This window comes from Pseudoalteromonas apostichopi, from assembly GCF_030297135.1.
Taxonomy (GTDB): domain Bacteria; phylum Pseudomonadota; class Gammaproteobacteria; order Enterobacterales; family Alteromonadaceae; genus Pseudoalteromonas; species Pseudoalteromonas apostichopi.
The window spans coordinates 1,881,861-1,898,151 of sequence record NZ_AP028065.1; the positions used below are offsets into that span (position 1 = coordinate 1,881,861).

At 43.5% G+C, this 16,291-nt stretch carries 9 protein-coding genes and 3 rRNA genes; 7 read left to right on the top strand and 5 right to left on the bottom strand.

Annotated elements, in window-relative coordinates:
- Positions 1–147: 147 nt before the first annotated feature.
- A complete protein-coding gene (gene trxA / locus QUE86_RS08410) occupies positions 148–474 on the bottom strand; it encodes a thioredoxin TrxA (protein ID WP_054554679.1) in 327 nt (108 codons plus the stop codon).
- Between the two features lie 90 nt (positions 475–564).
- Here trxA and rhlB point away from each other — a divergent pair, with 90 nt between their 5' ends.
- The 5 genes from rhlB (at position 565) to rrf (ending at position 8,840) form a co-directional block, all read left to right on the top strand.
- Complete coding sequence (gene rhlB / locus QUE86_RS08415; protein WP_130050027.1) at positions 565–1,842, top strand: ATP-dependent RNA helicase RhlB; 1,278 nt, start codon at positions 565–567, stop codon at positions 1,840–1,842.
- 45 nt (positions 1,843–1,887) lie between these two features.
- Positions 1,888–3,381, top strand: coding sequence for a guanosine-5'-triphosphate,3'-diphosphate diphosphatase (gppA, locus tag QUE86_RS08420; protein WP_250661520.1), 1,494 nt, complete (start codon positions 1,888–1,890; stop codon positions 3,379–3,381).
- A gap of 519 nt (positions 3,382–3,900) precedes the next feature.
- Positions 3,901–5,441: ribosomal RNA gene (locus QUE86_RS08425) — 16S ribosomal RNA — on the top strand.
- A 277-nt stretch (positions 5,442–5,718) separates the two neighbouring features.
- Positions 5,719–8,601: ribosomal RNA gene (locus QUE86_RS08430) — 23S ribosomal RNA — on the top strand.
- Positions 8,602–8,725: 124 nt separating this feature from the next.
- Positions 8,726–8,840, top strand: a 5S ribosomal RNA gene (gene rrf / locus QUE86_RS08435).
- The 16S, 23S and 5S rRNA genes sit together here, the layout of an rRNA operon.
- 247 nt (positions 8,841–9,087) lie before the next feature.
- Here the strand turns inward: rrf and QUE86_RS08440 are convergent.
- The 4 genes from QUE86_RS08440 to uvrD all read right to left on the bottom strand — a co-directional run bounded on the left by QUE86_RS08440 (position 9,088) and on the right by uvrD (position 15,303).
- Positions 9,088–9,936, bottom strand: a complete 849-nt coding sequence (locus QUE86_RS08440; RefSeq protein WP_178926481.1) for a CZB domain-containing protein — start codon at positions 9,934–9,936, stop codon at positions 9,088–9,090.
- Between the two features lie 67 nt (positions 9,937–10,003).
- Positions 10,004–11,128, bottom strand: a complete 1,125-nt coding sequence (locus QUE86_RS08445; RefSeq protein ID WP_130050024.1) for an ABC transporter substrate-binding protein — start codon at positions 11,126–11,128, stop codon at positions 10,004–10,006.
- Complete coding sequence (locus tag QUE86_RS08450; protein WP_286256570.1) at positions 11,091–13,160, bottom strand: GNAT family N-acetyltransferase; 2,070 nt, start codon at positions 13,158–13,160, stop codon at positions 11,091–11,093. Before QUE86_RS08450 ends, QUE86_RS08445 begins: the two co-directional genes overlap by 38 nt.
- Positions 13,138–15,303 (bottom strand): DNA helicase II, encoded by a 2,166-nt coding sequence (gene uvrD, locus QUE86_RS08455; protein ID WP_054563945.1) that lies wholly within the window; start codon positions 15,301–15,303, stop codon positions 13,138–13,140. Before uvrD ends, QUE86_RS08450 begins: the two co-directional genes overlap by 23 nt.
- Positions 15,304–15,561: 258 nt before the next feature.
- Between uvrD and QUE86_RS08460 the strand changes: the two genes are divergently transcribed.
- Both QUE86_RS08460 and QUE86_RS08465 read left to right on the top strand, forming a co-directional pair.
- On the top strand, positions 15,562–15,786 hold the full coding sequence (locus tag QUE86_RS08460) for a hypothetical protein (RefSeq protein ID WP_054554878.1): 225 nt from the start codon (positions 15,562–15,564) through the stop codon (positions 15,784–15,786).
- A 121-nt stretch (positions 15,787–15,907) separates the two neighbouring features.
- Positions 15,908–16,276, top strand: coding sequence for a YacL family protein (locus QUE86_RS08465; protein WP_130050022.1), 369 nt, complete (start codon positions 15,908–15,910; stop codon positions 16,274–16,276).
- Positions 16,277–16,291 lie beyond the last annotated feature (15 nt).

Below are 16,291 nucleotides of genomic sequence, written 5' to 3' on the forward strand. Positions count from 1 at the left end.
AAATCATCGTTTGATACATGAGTGAGGTTTGTTGGTATAACTAAGGATTAGTTGGCTTTATAAACTAGCAGGTCACTAGCAAGGCGTCCAGTCTTTAAACAAAATAAAGCTAAAAAAAGGGCAAAAAGCCCTTTTTTTATATTTTCATTAGATGTTGTTTTCTAAAAACTCTACTAATTGAGTCTTAGAAAGTGCACCAACTTTGGTTGCTGCAACCTGACCATCTTTGAAAAGAAGTAACGTAGGGATACCACGAATACCAAATTTAGGTGGTGTGCCTGCGTTTTGATCGATGTTAAGTTTACCAACGGTAACACGGCCATCAAACTCGCCAGCTACTTCGTCAAGAATAGGGGCGATCATTTTACAAGGTCCGCACCATTCAGCCCAAAAATCAACAAGTACAGGTTTGTCTGATTGTAGTACGTCAGCTTCAAAGCTATCGTCAGTTAATTGAATAATTTTCTCGCTCATTGCGATCTCCGATTAGTTAGGCGAAATATTTAATGCGTATTTAAACACTCTTGTTTCTTATTGCAAGTTTAAACGTTATGCTTAAACGCTATGACTAAGACACATTTGACCGATAAAAAGTTTTCAGACTTTGCTATCGCACCGGAAGTGGTTGCCGGTTTAACCGAAAATGGGTTTGAATATTGCACACCCATTCAAGCGAAATGCCTACCTTTTATTTGTGAAGGCCGCGATATTGCGGGCCAAGCACAAACAGGTACGGGCAAAACGTTGGCGTTTCTAACTGCCACGTGCCATCGGTTATTACAATCTAGCAAAGCACCTAGTAAACATCCAAGAGCCCTGATCATGGCCCCAACAAGGGAGCTGGCGATTCAGATACACAAAGATGCAAAAATTTTAGCGCCACACTGTAATCTTAACTTAGGTTTAGTATATGGTGGCGAAGATTACGAAAAACAACGTGCACAACTAGAAAAAGGTGTTGATATTTTAATTGGTACCACTGGACGCCTTATCGATTTATATAAACAGGGCTGCTATACCCTGAACGAAATTGAAGTTGTGGTGCTTGATGAGGCAGATCGAATGTTCGATTTAGGCTTCATAAAAGATATCCGTTATATGTTTAGACGTATGCCAGAAGCGTCTGAGCGTTTAAATCTACTATTCTCAGCAACCTTGTCTTATCGTGTTCAGGAATTAGCATTTGAACATATGACTAACCCAGAGCATGTTCAAGTTGAACCTGATGTAAAAACAGGTAAGCGAATTCAAGAAGAGCTATTCCATCCATCACAAGATGACAAAATTAAGTTACTGTTAACATTGATTGAAGAAGAATGGCCAGATAAAGCAATTGTGTTTGCAAACACGAAACACAGTTGTGAGAATGTTTATGCATGGATGAAAGCAGATGGTCACCGAGTTGGTTTATTAACCGGTGATGTAAACCAGAAAAAGCGTCAATCAATTTTGGCTCAATTTACCAAAGGTGATTTAGATTTCTTAGTTGCAACAGATGTTGCTGCCCGTGGTTTACATATCCCAGAAGTAAGTCATGTATTTAATTTTGATTTGCCAGATGATTGTGAAGACTATGTACACCGTATTGGCCGTACTGGACGTGCTGGTGCATCAGGACACGCTATTAGCTTTGCCTGTGAGCAGTATGCCTATAATCTCCACGAAATTGAGCAATATATAGAACACAGCATTCCATTATCACATTATGATAAAAGTGCATTGCTTGATGATTTAACTAAGCCTACTATTCAGAAAAAGCGGAACTATTCTACAGGCCCACGTAATCGTAATAACAACGGACGTCGACCAAATAATAGTTACCAGAAATCGCGGTCGCAATAAACGACCGTTATTGAAGACTTAGTAGTAACTAGAGGTTTTTGAACGGTGGGGCAACTTCAACCGCAAAAAAATGTGTATGCAGTAATCGACTTAGGATCAAATAGCTTTCATATGCTGATCGCTAAATCGATTGCTGGCGGTCTACAAACGATCGGTCGAGTTAAACGTAAAGTAAGGCTTGCTGCAGGGCTTGATGAAAATAACGTCCTAAGCACAGAAGCCATGCAACGAGGTTGGGAATGCTTAGCCTTGTTCGCTGAACGTTTGCAAGACATACCACAGAAAAACATCACAATTGTTGCGACCGCAACTTTACGTCTTGCTATCAATGCTGATGTATTCAAGGAAAAAGCTGAACAGATCCTTGGTCATAAAATCAATGTTATCAGCGGTGAGTTAGAAGCTAAGACAATTTATAAAGGTGTGGCGCATACCTCTGCCTGTAGCGGAAAACAACTCGTTATTGATATCGGTGGGGCAAGTACCGAAGTCGTTATCGGTAAAGGTTTTGATGCATTGCACTATAAAAGCCTGCATATGGGTTGTGTCACCTTTTTAGAGCGCTATTTCAAAGATCAAAAACTCAGCAACGAAAACTTTGCAGCTGCAATTAAAGCTGCCAGTGAAGTCGTTTCAGAAATTGTTGATGAATACCAAGCGAGCGGGTGGCAAATAGCGAGTGGCGCATCGGGTACTGTGCAAGCGATTCAAGAGATCATGGTTGCACAAAATCAAGATGAGCTATTAACTCTCGATAAACTACTCGCCATTAAAGAACAATCAGTGCAATTTGCAACAATTGCTGATCTTGAGCTTCCAGGGTTGAGTGAAGAACGCCGTTTGGTGTTTGTCTCTGGCCTCGCTATTTTAATCGCATTGTTTGAATCGCTAGATATTAAGCAAATGGGCCTTGCTCGCGGTGCCTTGCGTGAAGGTGTTTTATACAGCATGGTGCCAGAGCTTCATAACCACGATATTCGTAAGCGTACTGTTGATGGTTTAATGAATCGCTATCATGTTGATCAAAAACAAGCCTGTCGCGTTGCGCAACTTGCAGAGCAACTGGCAAAAAATGTAGCGCAGCAATGGCAATCAATCGATGATAACGCAATAGCATTATTAAGAACGGTAGCAAAACTGCATGAGATTGGCTTGTTAATAGAGTATAAGCTTTATCATAAGCACACAGCTTACATTATAGAAAATACCGATTTGCCAGGTTTCTCACAATCTGAACATAAATTGATAACGGCTGTTGCTAATGAACATCGTGCTGATCTGCTAAAAAACAGCTTTGCTCATTTAGGTTGCCATCAGCAGTTAGCTGAATGTTTAACAAGAGTCTTGCGGATTGCAGTAATCTTATCAATGCGCCGCCAAGATGATGTACTGCCAGCAATCGATCTCAGTGTTAATGAAAACACCCTCACACTGACATTTGATGGTGATTGGTTAAAATATCACCCATTAATGGCCAGTGAGCTGCAACTAGAGTCCAAGCTACAAGCAAAAGTAGGTTGGAAGCTCATAGTAAAATAACGTCAAAAGGCCCTCTGGGGCCTTTTTTAGTATTGTTTTTACGCGTTTCGTTCGTATTTTGCGCGAACAGTCATTTTTTTAATAAAAACTGCAAAAAACAGTTGATCTGAATTCGGATCTCCCTATAATGCGCATCCACCGACACGGCGGACTGCTTACAAAAAAGCAAAACGACGAGTTGGTTGAGTCAAGTAAAACTGAGTTTTGAAAAAATAAACTTTTCTCAAAATTAAGTGTTGACAAAAATAACGGCTTGCGTAGAATGCACAGCCCTTGAGACGCGAAAGTATCTCAAACGTTCTTTAACAATATAAAGCAATCATCTGTGTGGGCACTCGTACAGATTGAGTTCTAACAGCAGATTCTAGTTCGCTAGATGACGCAAACAAATTTAGAGTCTCAATTGAACTGAGTGACCAACGGAAACAAGTTTACTTGTTTCAGCACAGTCAATTCGATATCGAAAGATATCAAAATTCAGAATTCATTGAGCATGTCCTTCGGGACAGAAAAAACTTTTAATTGAAGAGTTTGATCATGGCTCAGATTGAACGCTGGCGGCAGGCCTAACACATGCAAGTCGAGCGGAAACGAAGAGGTGCTTGCACCTCTGGCGTCGAGCGGCGGACGGGTGAGTAATGCTTGGGAATATGCCTTATGGTGGGGGACAACAGTTGGAAACGACTGCTAATACCGCATGATGTCTACGGACCAAAGTGGGGGACCTTCGGGCCTCACGCCATAAGATTAGCCCAAGTGGGATTAGCTAGTTGGTGAGGTAATGGCTCACCAAGGCGACGATCCCTAGCTGGTTTGAGAGGATGATCAGCCACACTGGGACTGAGACACGGCCCAGACTCCTACGGGAGGCAGCAGTGGGGAATATTGCACAATGGGCGCAAGCCTGATGCAGCCATGCCGCGTGTGTGAAGAAGGCCTTCGGGTTGTAAAGCACTTTCAGTAAGGAGGAAAGGTTAAGTGTTAATAGCACTTAGCTGTGACGTTACTTACAGAAGAAGCACCGGCTAACTCCGTGCCAGCAGCCGCGGTAATACGGAGGGTGCGAGCGTTAATCGGAATTACTGGGCGTAAAGCGTACGCAGGCGGTTTGTTAAGCGAGATGTGAAAGCCCCGGGCTCAACCTGGGAACTGCATTTCGAACTGGCAAACTAGAGTGTGATAGAGGGTGGTAGAATTTCAGGTGTAGCGGTGAAATGCGTAGAGATCTGAAGGAATACCGATGGCGAAGGCAGCCACCTGGGTCAACACTGACGCTCATGTACGAAAGCGTGGGGAGCAAACAGGATTAGATACCCTGGTAGTCCACGCCGTAAACGATGTCTACTAGAAGCTCGGGTCTTCGGACTTGTTTTTCAAAGCTAACGCATTAAGTAGACCGCCTGGGGAGTACGGCCGCAAGGTTAAAACTCAAATGAATTGACGGGGGCCCGCACAAGCGGTGGAGCATGTGGTTTAATTCGATGCAACGCGAAGAACCTTACCTACACTTGACATACAGAGAACTTACCAGAGATGGTTTGGTGCCTTCGGGAACTCTGATACAGGTGCTGCATGGCTGTCGTCAGCTCGTGTTGTGAGATGTTGGGTTAAGTCCCGCAACGAGCGCAACCCCTATCCTTAGTTGCCAGCGATTCGGTCGGGAACTCTAAGGAGACTGCCGGTGATAAACCGGAGGAAGGTGGGGACGACGTCAAGTCATCATGGCCCTTACGTGTAGGGCTACACACGTGCTACAATGGCGCATACAGAGTGCTGCGAACCTGCGAGGGTAAGCGAATCACTTAAAGTGCGTCGTAGTCCGGATTGGAGTCTGCAACTCGACTCCATGAAGTCGGAATCGCTAGTAATCGCATATCAGAATGATGCGGTGAATACGTTCCCGGGCCTTGTACACACCGCCCGTCACACCATGGGAGTGGGTTGCTCCAGAAGTGGATAGTCTAACCTTCGGGAGGACGTTCACCACGGAGTGATTCATGACTGGGGTGAAGTCGTAACAAGGTAGCCCTAGGGGAACCTGGGGCTGGATCACCTCCTTATACGATTTAGAACTTATTTGTTCGTAGTGTCCACACAGATGATTGTTAGTTAGCTAAACCACTTGGTTTAACTAATTAATATGCTCTTTAAAAATTTGGAAAGCTGATATTAAAATTCTTATAGATATTCGTATCTATAAAGAGTTTTCAAAAGTAAAAATATGCCATTAATCGAAAGATTAATTGGTATCTACTTTAGTATTCTCATCATTATTTGATGAATTAACTTCTGGCGAAGTTAACAGCTGTCACTAACAAAGACCCGTTTGGGTTGTATGGTTAAGTGACTAAGCGTACACGGTGGATGCCTTGGCAGTTGGAGGCGATGAAGGACGTATTAACTTGCGATAAGCCTAGTCAAGCTAGTAAAAAGCGCTTGAGACTAGGATTTCCGAATGGGGAAACCCACCTGCTTGCAGGTATCGTTAACTGAATACATAGGTTAACGAGGCGAACGCGGAGAACTGAAACATCTAAGTACCCGTAGGAACAGAAATCAACCGAGATTCCGGAAGTAGCGGCGAGCGAAACCGGACCAGCCCTTAAGCTTATTATGTGTTAGTGAAACATTCTGGAAAGTTTGACGATACAGGGTGATAGTCCCGTACACGAAAATGCATCTTAAGTGAAATCGAGTAGGTCGGAGCACGTGAAACTTTGACTGAATATAGGTGGACCATCATCTAAGGCTAAATACTCCCAACTGACCGATAGTGAACCAGTACCGTGAGGGAAAGGCGAAAAGAACCCCTGTGAGGGGAGTGAAATAGAACCTGAAACCGTGTACGTACAAGCAGTAGGAGCCCCTCGAGGGTGACTGCGTACCTTTTGTATAATGGGTCAGCGACTTATATTTTGTAGCGAGGTTAACCGATTAGGGTAGCCGTAGTGAAAGCGAGCGTTAACTGCGCGTTTAGTTGCAAGGTATAGACCCGAAACCCGGTGATCTAGCCATGGGCAGGTTGAAGGTTGAGTAACATCAACTGGAGGACCGAACCCACTAACGTTGAAAAGTTAGGGGATGACCTGTGGCTAGGAGTGAAAGGCTAATCAAACCGGGAGATAGCTGGTTCTCCCCGAAATCTATTTAGGTAGAGCCTCGGACGAATACTTACGGGGGTAGAGCACTGTTAAGGCTAGGGGGTCATCCCGACTTACCAACCCTTTGCAAACTCCGAATACCGTAAAGTACTATCCGGGAGACACACGGCGGGTGCTAACGTCCGTCGTGAAGAGGGAAACAACCCAGACCGCCAGCTAAGGTCCCAAAGTCATAGTTAAGTGGGAAACGATGTGGAAAGGCCCAGACAGCCAGGAGGTTGGCTTAGAAGCAGCCATCCTTTAAAGAAAGCGTAATAGCTCACTGGTCGAGTCGGTCTGCGCGGAAGATGTAACGGGGCTAAACTATGCACCGAAGCTGCGGATTCAAACTTTGTTTGAGTGGTAGGGGAGCGTTCTGTAAGCCGTTGAAGGTGTACCGGGAGGTATGCTGGAGGTATCAGAAGTGCGAATGCTGACATGAGTAACGATAATGCGGGTGAAAAACCCGCACGCCGGAAGACCAAGGGTTCCTATCCCATGTTAATCAGGGTAGGGTAAGTCGACCCCTAAGGCGAGGCCGAAAGGCGTAGTCGATGGGAAACGGGTTAATATTCCCGTACTTGGTATAATTGCGATGGGGGGACGGAGCAGGCTAAACAAGCATGGCGTTGGTTGTCCATGTGAAAGTGAGTAGGTTGAGAGTTTAGGAAAATCCGGACTCTTAAGACTGAGACACGAGACGAGCACCCAAGGGTGTGAAGTTGTTGATGCCATACTTCCAGGAAAAGCCTCTAAGCTTCAGATTATACCGAATCGTACCCCAAACCGACACAGGTGGTCAGGTAGAGAATACTAAGGCGCTTGAGAGAACTCGGGTGAAGGAACTAGGCAAAATCGTACCGTAACTTCGGGAGAAGGTACGCTCCTATCTGTGATGAGACTTGCTCTTTAAGCGGACGGGAGCCGCAGTGACCAGGTGGCTGGGACTGTTTATTAAAAACACAGCACTGTGCAAAATCGCAAGATGACGTATACGGTGTGACACCTGCCCGGTGCCGGAAGGTTAATTGATGGGGTTAGTTTTCGGACGAAGCTCTTGATCGAAGCCCCGGTAAACGGCGGCCGTAACTATAACGGTCCTAAGGTAGCGAAATTCCTTGTCGGGTAAGTTCCGACCTGCACGAATGGTGTAACCATGGCCACGCTGTCTCCACCCGAGACTCAGTGAAATTGAAATCGCAGTGAAGATGCTGTGTACCCGCGGCTAGACGGAAAGACCCCGTGAACCTTTACTACAGCTTGGCACTGAACATTGAACCTACATGTGTAGGATAGGTGGGAGGCTTTGAAGCAGAGACGCTAGTCTTTGTGGAGCCGTCCTTGAAATACCACCCTTGTAGTTTTGATGTTCTAACGTTGGTCCCTAATCGGGATTACGGACAGTGCCTGGTGGGTAGTTTGACTGGGGCGGTCTCCTCCCAAAGAGTAACGGAGGAGCACGAAGGTTGGCTAAGTACGGTCGGACATCGTACGGTTAGTGTAATGGTAGAAGCCAGCTTAACTGCGAGACAGACACGTCGAGCAGGTACGAAAGTAGGTCATAGTGATCCGGTGGTTCTGAATGGAAGGGCCATCGCTCAACGGATAAAAGGTACTCCGGGGATAACAGGCTGATACCGCCCAAGAGTTCATATCGACGGCGGTGTTTGGCACCTCGATGTCGGCTCATCACATCCTGGGGCTGAAGTCGGTCCCAAGGGTATGGCTGTTCGCCATTTAAAGTGGTACGCGAGCTGGGTTTAGAACGTCGTGAGACAGTTCGGTCCCTATCTGCCGTGGGCGTTTGAGAATTGAGAGGGGTTGCTCCTAGTACGAGAGGACCGGAGTGAACGAACCGCTGGTGTTCGGGTTGTCATGCCAATGGCACTGCCCGGTAGCTACGTTCGGAACTGATAAGCGCTGAAAGCATCTAAGCGCGAAGCAGGCCTCGAGATGAGTTCTCACTAGACTTTTAAAGTCTCTGAAGGGCCGTTGAAGACTACAACGTTGATAGGCAGGATGTGGAAGTGGTGCGAGCCATTAAGCTAACCTGTACTAATTACCCGTGAGGCTTAACCATACAACGCCAAACGCGTTTTATGACAGCGTAACAGACAGAAGTTAAGAAACTAAAGTAGACATTTACTTGATATCAGAATTCCGAATTTTAGTTGATTGCCAAGGCGATTAACGACCCAAATTTGCTTGGTGACAATAGCGTTTTGGACCCACCTGACCCCATGCCGAACTCAGTAGTGAAACGAAACAGCGCCGATGATAGTGTGGCATTTGCCATGTGAAAGTAGGACATTGCCAGGCTCCAAATTAAAGAAAGCCCGATTCGAAAGAGTCGGGCTTTTTTGCGTCTGGAGATGTCAGCTTTCAGCCGTCAGACGTCAGCTGAAATGTGGGGTTGTATAGTGCAGAGTCTCCCTCAGCAACAAAACCTTGTAGGAGGCACGTCAGTGCCGTATCTAGACCTTAACAAACACATTCATGGCTAAAGCCATTCCTACAACTACACTTTGCCTAGAGCCTTTATGACTTTACACTCGCAACTTGCTAACTAAAAAAGCCCATACTCTTCGGTTTCTTCTGCCTCGTGGCGCATTAGGTGTTCTGGACGGAAGATGGCGCTTGGGTCTAATAATAAGCTGTGTTTATGCTTCATTTTAATTAGTCCGCGCATCATGTTTTTAGTTTGCGGGTCAACATCAAAACCAACAGAGGTTAATTGTTCTAGCGGTTTAATGTCTTCTTTCTTAACGTTGATGCTGTCTTCTACTTTGTCGACTAATAAGCCTATATGTGGCGTAACGCCATCTTTAGTAGTGAAGATGATTATTGGCTTGTAATCAAGAATGATCTGCTCACGTGCCGATTCAAATAGCCTAATAAGCTGATTGAATGTTTGGCGCTTTTTCTCTGCAAATAAGCTAATGACTTTGTCGTGAGGTTGGCTTTTTTGCAATTCTAATAACTCACCAGCCATGGCATGTAATTCGCGGTGTGGCTTATCGAACTTAGCTAATATACTTTTTAAGTCTTCATTATCTGTTTCGAAGTTATTATACCAACGACCAAAAGCACATTTATCTGGATCAGTGGCTTTTGTAAAAGGCGCGCCGGTAACTAAGCTATTTTCTAAGGCATCTAGCCAATCTAAGTGGTCTTTTTCTCTTTCAACTAAAAGGTCAGATAACTCGGCATTGGTGTCTTTGGTGGAGTGATTGTTTAATACAATTCCTAAATCAAAAATAGGCGTAGGAGTTTCCATGTAATCTTTAACCCCAATGAAGCTTTTATTTTCATTTGGCAAAGACGTGAGATTTCCTTCGTAACGCTCAGTTAGAAGAATATCGAGAATTTTTAGTGAAATGGTCTTTTGCCCAACTCGAAAATTAATCAGATCCATATTTCCCTCAAAGCCTTGTTAAGTCTCTATAGCATAGAACATTATTGTATTTTAGTCGTAGTTTAACCTAATTACTTTTAAAATATGAGCGGTAGATTTTTTTGTTATTTCCTGCGGAGTGGGTGTTAAATAAATCAGCGAAATCAGACGTGTCAGTAAACAAACGATTTAATTCGGTAAGTAAGCATTGATTGTTTAATGGTGTTGGACATTTCTTGGCAGCGCTAACCAATGCAACGGCATTCAAATAACCTTCAAAAATAATTCTATTTGCACTAGTGTGATATGGCTCGATATCTTCAATAAACTGCTTACACCAAGAGTTTTTACAGTTATTTGGGTCGGGAACCACTTCGGTGACCATAATGTTGGCGGGTTGTTTGACACGCTTGTATAAATCATGACTGGAAACGAAAGACACAGAAGTATAGTCAGGGTTGAAGCCTTGTTTGTTTGCTGCATTAATAAATTCAGCGAGAGGCTCGTAGGTGCCAACTAAACAAATTGCGGTTGCATTACTTTCCTTTAACAGAGTTAATGCCTTAGAGATATCCTGACTATTACGCTTAAATCGAGCAACTTCTACTGGCTTAATTCCATGTATTTTTAGTGCGTTAACCAGGTTGCTCTCAACCATATAACCAAATTCATCAGCCTGGATCATTAGCCCAATTTTTTCATGCTTTTGCTCTTTGATTAAATAGTTAATTTGCTCAATCGCTTCATCTTGGTAGCTGGCACGGAGGTTAAATACATTTGGCATTGAACTGTTATGTAAAAAGTCAGCGCCCGTAAATGGCATTAGAAATGGAATGCGGTGCCTATCTAGCAGGGGTTTAATTGCATGGGCTGTCGGTGTTCCCATTGAGCCAAAAATTGCATGGATCTTTTGGTCAAATAAAAACTCGCGGGTATTCACTACGGCATTTTTTGGCTCATAGCCATCATCAGCTAATATTAGATCGATACTTTGCCCATTAATACCGTTTTCTTTGTTGATTTTATTGAAGTAAATATTACTGCCAAGCGCTAGTTGTTCGCCTATTTGCTTAGCAGGTCCAGTCAGTGCTGTAGACATGCCAAGTTTAATAGTTGGTTGTTTAAGCTCAGCGAAAGCGAACTGAGATAGCAGTAAGGTATATATACAGAAACACTTAATGGCTGTTATTTTGAAGAGATTTATAGTGAGCATACCAACCTTGCACTGCGGTTTTGAACTTTAAGTCTAAGTCTTTTTTACCTGTAAAACCGGCTTCTTCGATCAAGCTATTTACAGAGGTTTGCTGTAATACTAGTCGAATTAGGATGAATTTTGTATTTTCATCTAATAAATTTAGACTAATTGGTGTGCACCAAATCATTTGCCATAGCAATGGCTGTACTTGAAAGTGGTTAATATCGCTTGTTAAGAGCCGTTCAGCTCTTTCATTTAAGCCTTCAGGACAGTCACTTCTAGGGAGGCCTTTAAATAGTTCCATAATAAGCTGCCAAGGAAGTGAGCTAAAATGGCTGAGTAGTTGCAAAGAGAGGTCTTGTTTAAATTCTTCAATGAATTGTGCAGCTCTATCTTTGCTTTGCTCATCTAAAGCTTTCATCACTAAGGCAGCATGTTCCGCGGTCGCTTTATCGTGACTAAATCCAAGTTTAACAACATTAAAGCCATTACTTTGCCAAAACTTAACTAAAGCAGCGTTTGCCCCAAAGCTGGCTCCGAAATAACTACAATCTTTTAATTGGTTCTCACAAAAGTTTAATAGGGCTGAACCTATACCTTGTTGATGGGACTCTGGTGCGACCGCTATTCTTACCACTCTCGCTGAGCGTTTACACAAATCTTCTGTATTTCGGCTCAATTGAGTCAGAGTTTGCGCCATTAAATGACCATGTGGTCGACGCTTTCCTTTTATTACTTGCTCTGCGATTTCTGCTGTTAAGCCACCCTCAATAGCAATTAAGCAAACGGCTTTTAACGCATTTTCTTGTTTACAGATAGATAGCTGTAACTCAGGGGCATCAAGCAATTGGCGTAAGTCGTTAACCGTGGTTTGGTAATGAGCCAACGCCAATAGCGCCATAATTTGGCTAAGTAGCTGCTCATCATCAATAAGTTGTTCTTTGCTTATATTTTCAAATTTGTATGCTTCACTACTTTGTGTGTCTAGGTACTTTGCATCGAGTAGTAATAGTTCACGTATGATATTTTCTAGCGGATCATGGTTGGCAAAACGAATTGGTTCGCCCAAAGTAATTGTCTTTAGTGATTTAAATTGGCTACGTAAATAATGTAAAAAGCGTAACGTGTAACCACGCCCATTCCCTTCATAACCAATCATAGTGCTAGCAAATACGATTCGTGGGTAATTTTTCAGGATCTGCAATAACATTGGTACAGGAATAGCGGCAGCTTCATCGACAAATAGCAGATCACAGTCTGGTTTTTCGTTTAACAGTGTATCTGGCGCAACATAGCTGAGGTTAGCTAGTTGTTTACAGTTTTGTTCTTTGCTGATACCAAGCTTAGCGGCTAAATGTTTAAAGCTTGTTTGTACGGCTTTAGCTTGTGTTGCACAAATAAGGATTTTCTTATCTTGAAGATTTGCTGCTGCAAGCCCTAAAGCGGCTGACTTACCACGACCTCGATCTGCACTAATAACTAAAGGTCGATTAGCGCGCCCTGTCGCGGTTTTAATTATTTGCTCTACACATAGCTGTTGTTGCTGATAGTTTATCTCAGCAGTTGCTGGCGATACCGGCTGGTAAGCTGGGAGAGAATGCTCAGTTAAATAATGTGGCTGCAACTTTAGCTTGGCGAAAAAACGCTGATTAAAAAAACTGTGTGTAATCTCTTCGCCATAGGAGGTAATACTCCTTAGTGCAGGGTCTTGCCAATGACTGTCATTGGGCAGTAATAATATCAGTACACCACCTGCTTTTACGGTACCTGCAAGCGCTGCTAGTTTATCGATATATAAGCCGCTAAAACCATCAAAAATTGCGTGCTGAAACTCTTGGCCAAGAATTTGGTGAGCATGTTTTGGAAACTCACTACTCACTAATTGTGAGCTACTGCTGAAAACATAGCTATTTTTAAGCGCTAGTTGGCTAGCAAACTGATAGCACCAAGTTTCGCTTCCTTGCACTATGACAAGCTGGCGATGCTTTGCAATCGTCAGCTCGTTACACAGTGCTGTTATATACTCATTATAAGGCTTGAAGTCTTGCATACTGTGTTACAAGCCATTTGCTGCCTAAGTCATCAAAGTTCACTTGAATACGTGACTGTGCGCCGCTACCCTCGTAATTGAGTACGGTCCCTGCACCAAACTTGGCGTGCAATACACGTTGTCCTAAGTTAAAGCCGCTATCTTCAAATGCTGCATGCGTCACTGATGGACTAAAGCGACCTGCCGCAGGTGGTCTTGAGACCTGGGTTTTAATACGAATTTCTTCGATACAGTCTTCAGGCATTTCACGTAAAAAGCGTGATGGACTATGGTATTTTTCTTGTCCGTATAAACGGCGACTTTCCGCGTGGCTAATGTATAGTTTTTCCATTGCGCGAGTCATACCTACATAGCACAAGCGGCGTTCTTCTTCTAAACGGCCAGATTCTTCATTACTTTGCTGTGACGGGAACATGCCTTCTTCAACACCGACCATAAATACCAGCGGGAACTCTAAGCCTTTTGCTGAGTGCAGGGTCATCATTTGAACCGCGTCTTCGTGCTCATCGGCTTGGCCCTCGCCTGATTCTAGTGAGGTATAAGCCAAAAAGCCCTGTAGTGGCGAGCTGAATTCTTCATCTTCCGGTAGTTCATATTGGCCACACGCACTAATAAGCTCTTCTAAGTTTTCTACGCGAGCACGGCCTTTTTCACCTTTTTCAGCTTGATACATAGCCATTAACCCAGAAGTTTGAATGGCGTATTTAGCTTGCTCTTCTAAGGTCAGATCGCTGATTTTATCTTCGATATGTTCAACAAGTTCTAAGAACTTAGTGACTGCACTTGCTGCACGGCCAGATAAGTGCTGCTGCTCTACAATTGCTTTTGCGGCATACCAAAGCGGCAGTGACTCATTCCGCGCGCAATCACGAATGTGGCTTAACGTTTTATCACCAATGCCGCGTGCTGGGGTGTTAATAACACGCTCGAAAGCGGCATCATCTTGGCGGTTACCGACTAAACGTAAATACGAAAGTGCATCTTTGATCTCTTGGCGTTCGAAGAAGCGCATACCACCGTATATGCGGTATTTTAAGCCTTCTTGCAACATTGCTTCCTCGAGTACACGAGATTGCGCGTTGTTACGGTATAAAATGGCGGCGTCTTGTAATGCATTACCTGCATTTAGCCAGCTACGTAGCTTGCTGCTAACAAAGCGTGCTTCGTCTAATTCATTAAAAGCGGCATAAACAGAAATAGGCTCACCATCATTGCCGTCTGTCCAAAGGCTTTTGCCCATGCGTTCAGCATTGTTTTTGATCAGCGCATTTGACGCTTTCAAAATGGTTGCTGTTGAGCGGTAATTTTGTTCAAGGCGAATGGTTTCGGCTTCGAAGTCAGTTAAAAAGCGTTTGATATTCTCAATTTTTGCGCCACGCCAGCCATAAATACTTTGGTCATCATCACCTACGATCATAATACTATTCGTATTACCCGCGAGTAATTTTAACCAAGCATATTGAATAGTATTGGTATCCTGAAACTCGTCTACCAGCATGTGGGCAAAACGCTGTTGATAGTGACGTAAAAGTGTCGGATGATTCTTAAGTACTTCGTAGCAGCGTAGCAGTATTTCTGCAAAGTCGACTAAACCAGCGCGGTCACAAGCCTCTTGATACGCAGCATAGACTTTCAACATCATTTGCTCGTTAATATCGTAGGCTTGAATGTCTTTAGGACGTAGGCCTTCATCTTTTTTCGCACTGATATACCAGCCAAACTGTTTTGCAGGCCACTTTTTGTCATCGATGTTCATCGCTTTAAGCAAGCGTTTGATCATACGTTGTTGATCATCAGAATCTAAGATTTGAAAGCTTTCAGGCAAGTTCGCTTCACGGTGATGGGCGCGCAAAATACGATGAGATAAGCCATGGAAAGTACCAATCCACATACCACCAACCGGTGCTTTTAACGTTTCTTCTACACGGGTGCGCATTTCTTTCGCGGCTTTGTTAGTGAACGTTACCGCAAAGATGCTATATGCAGAAGCTTGCTCAACTTGCATAAGCCATGCGATGCGATGAACAAGTACTCGAGTTTTACCAGAACCCGCACCTGCAAGTACTAGCATGTTTTGCAATGGGGCTGCGACTGCATCCCGTTGTTTGTCATTTAAGCCATCGAGTAATTCAGAAACGTCCATCGTTACGCCTTTTCAATCTATAATGAGTGGAGTATAACAGGTGTTTATGCAAGGCTAAATAAAATACTGTTTTTATAAACAGCTATTTTGGCAAGTCATTAAAATTGTAAATAAAAATTGTGAATTTGACCGATTTTTAGCAAAAAGAACTAAAATCAAAAAAACGCTATTTTTTAACGCTTTGATTTGTAAGCCATAATAAGTTGGCATAAAGTATGTTTACTAAAAGTATAATCATTAAAAACTATAGAGGTTAGTATGGCAGAGCAAGGTTCTGGCGGTAATGTAATCGCAGCAATATGTAATATCTTTTTTCCTGGTTTAGGGCAATTGGTACAAGGTCGTTTAATGGCGGCTATTGCATTCTTTTTAGCATGGGTTATTAGTGGTGCACTAATTTATGTGGCAGTTGGTTTTATTTTACTGCCAATCGTATACCTATGGGCGATTATTGATGCTGCACGCTTCAAATCGCGACTCTAGCTATTTAAATAGCACAAACACGAGCGCCACTTAGGCGCTCGTGTTGTTTTAAGGTTGCAAAACTCGCCACGTTTAGCTGCAAACGGTATAATTAGCAGATAATGTATTATGAGTACCCTCCATGGAATATCAATTTATCCGCGACCCTATTAGCGGTTTACGCATTAAAATTTCTTCTGAACATGCCATCATAGGCCGTTGGCTAAACGAAGAAGTTGGTAAAGAAAAAATAGCGATGGTGCAAGCTTTGATCGCTGCGGTTAACAGCTGCCATGAGCCTTTAACCTTACAAGGTCAAGAAATTGATTTGATCTTAAGTAAAGACGAAGCATTATTCGAAGCACATGCATTACATCAAGATAATGAAGACTTAGTTGCCTACCAAGATGATGATTTAATGCTTGAAGAAGAAGGCCTGTGCAGTGGCTGCGGCTTTGAAGACTTTGTTGATTTAATTGAATCTTGGCAAGAATTTACACAAGGCCGATAAGCAGAAGCATGTTCT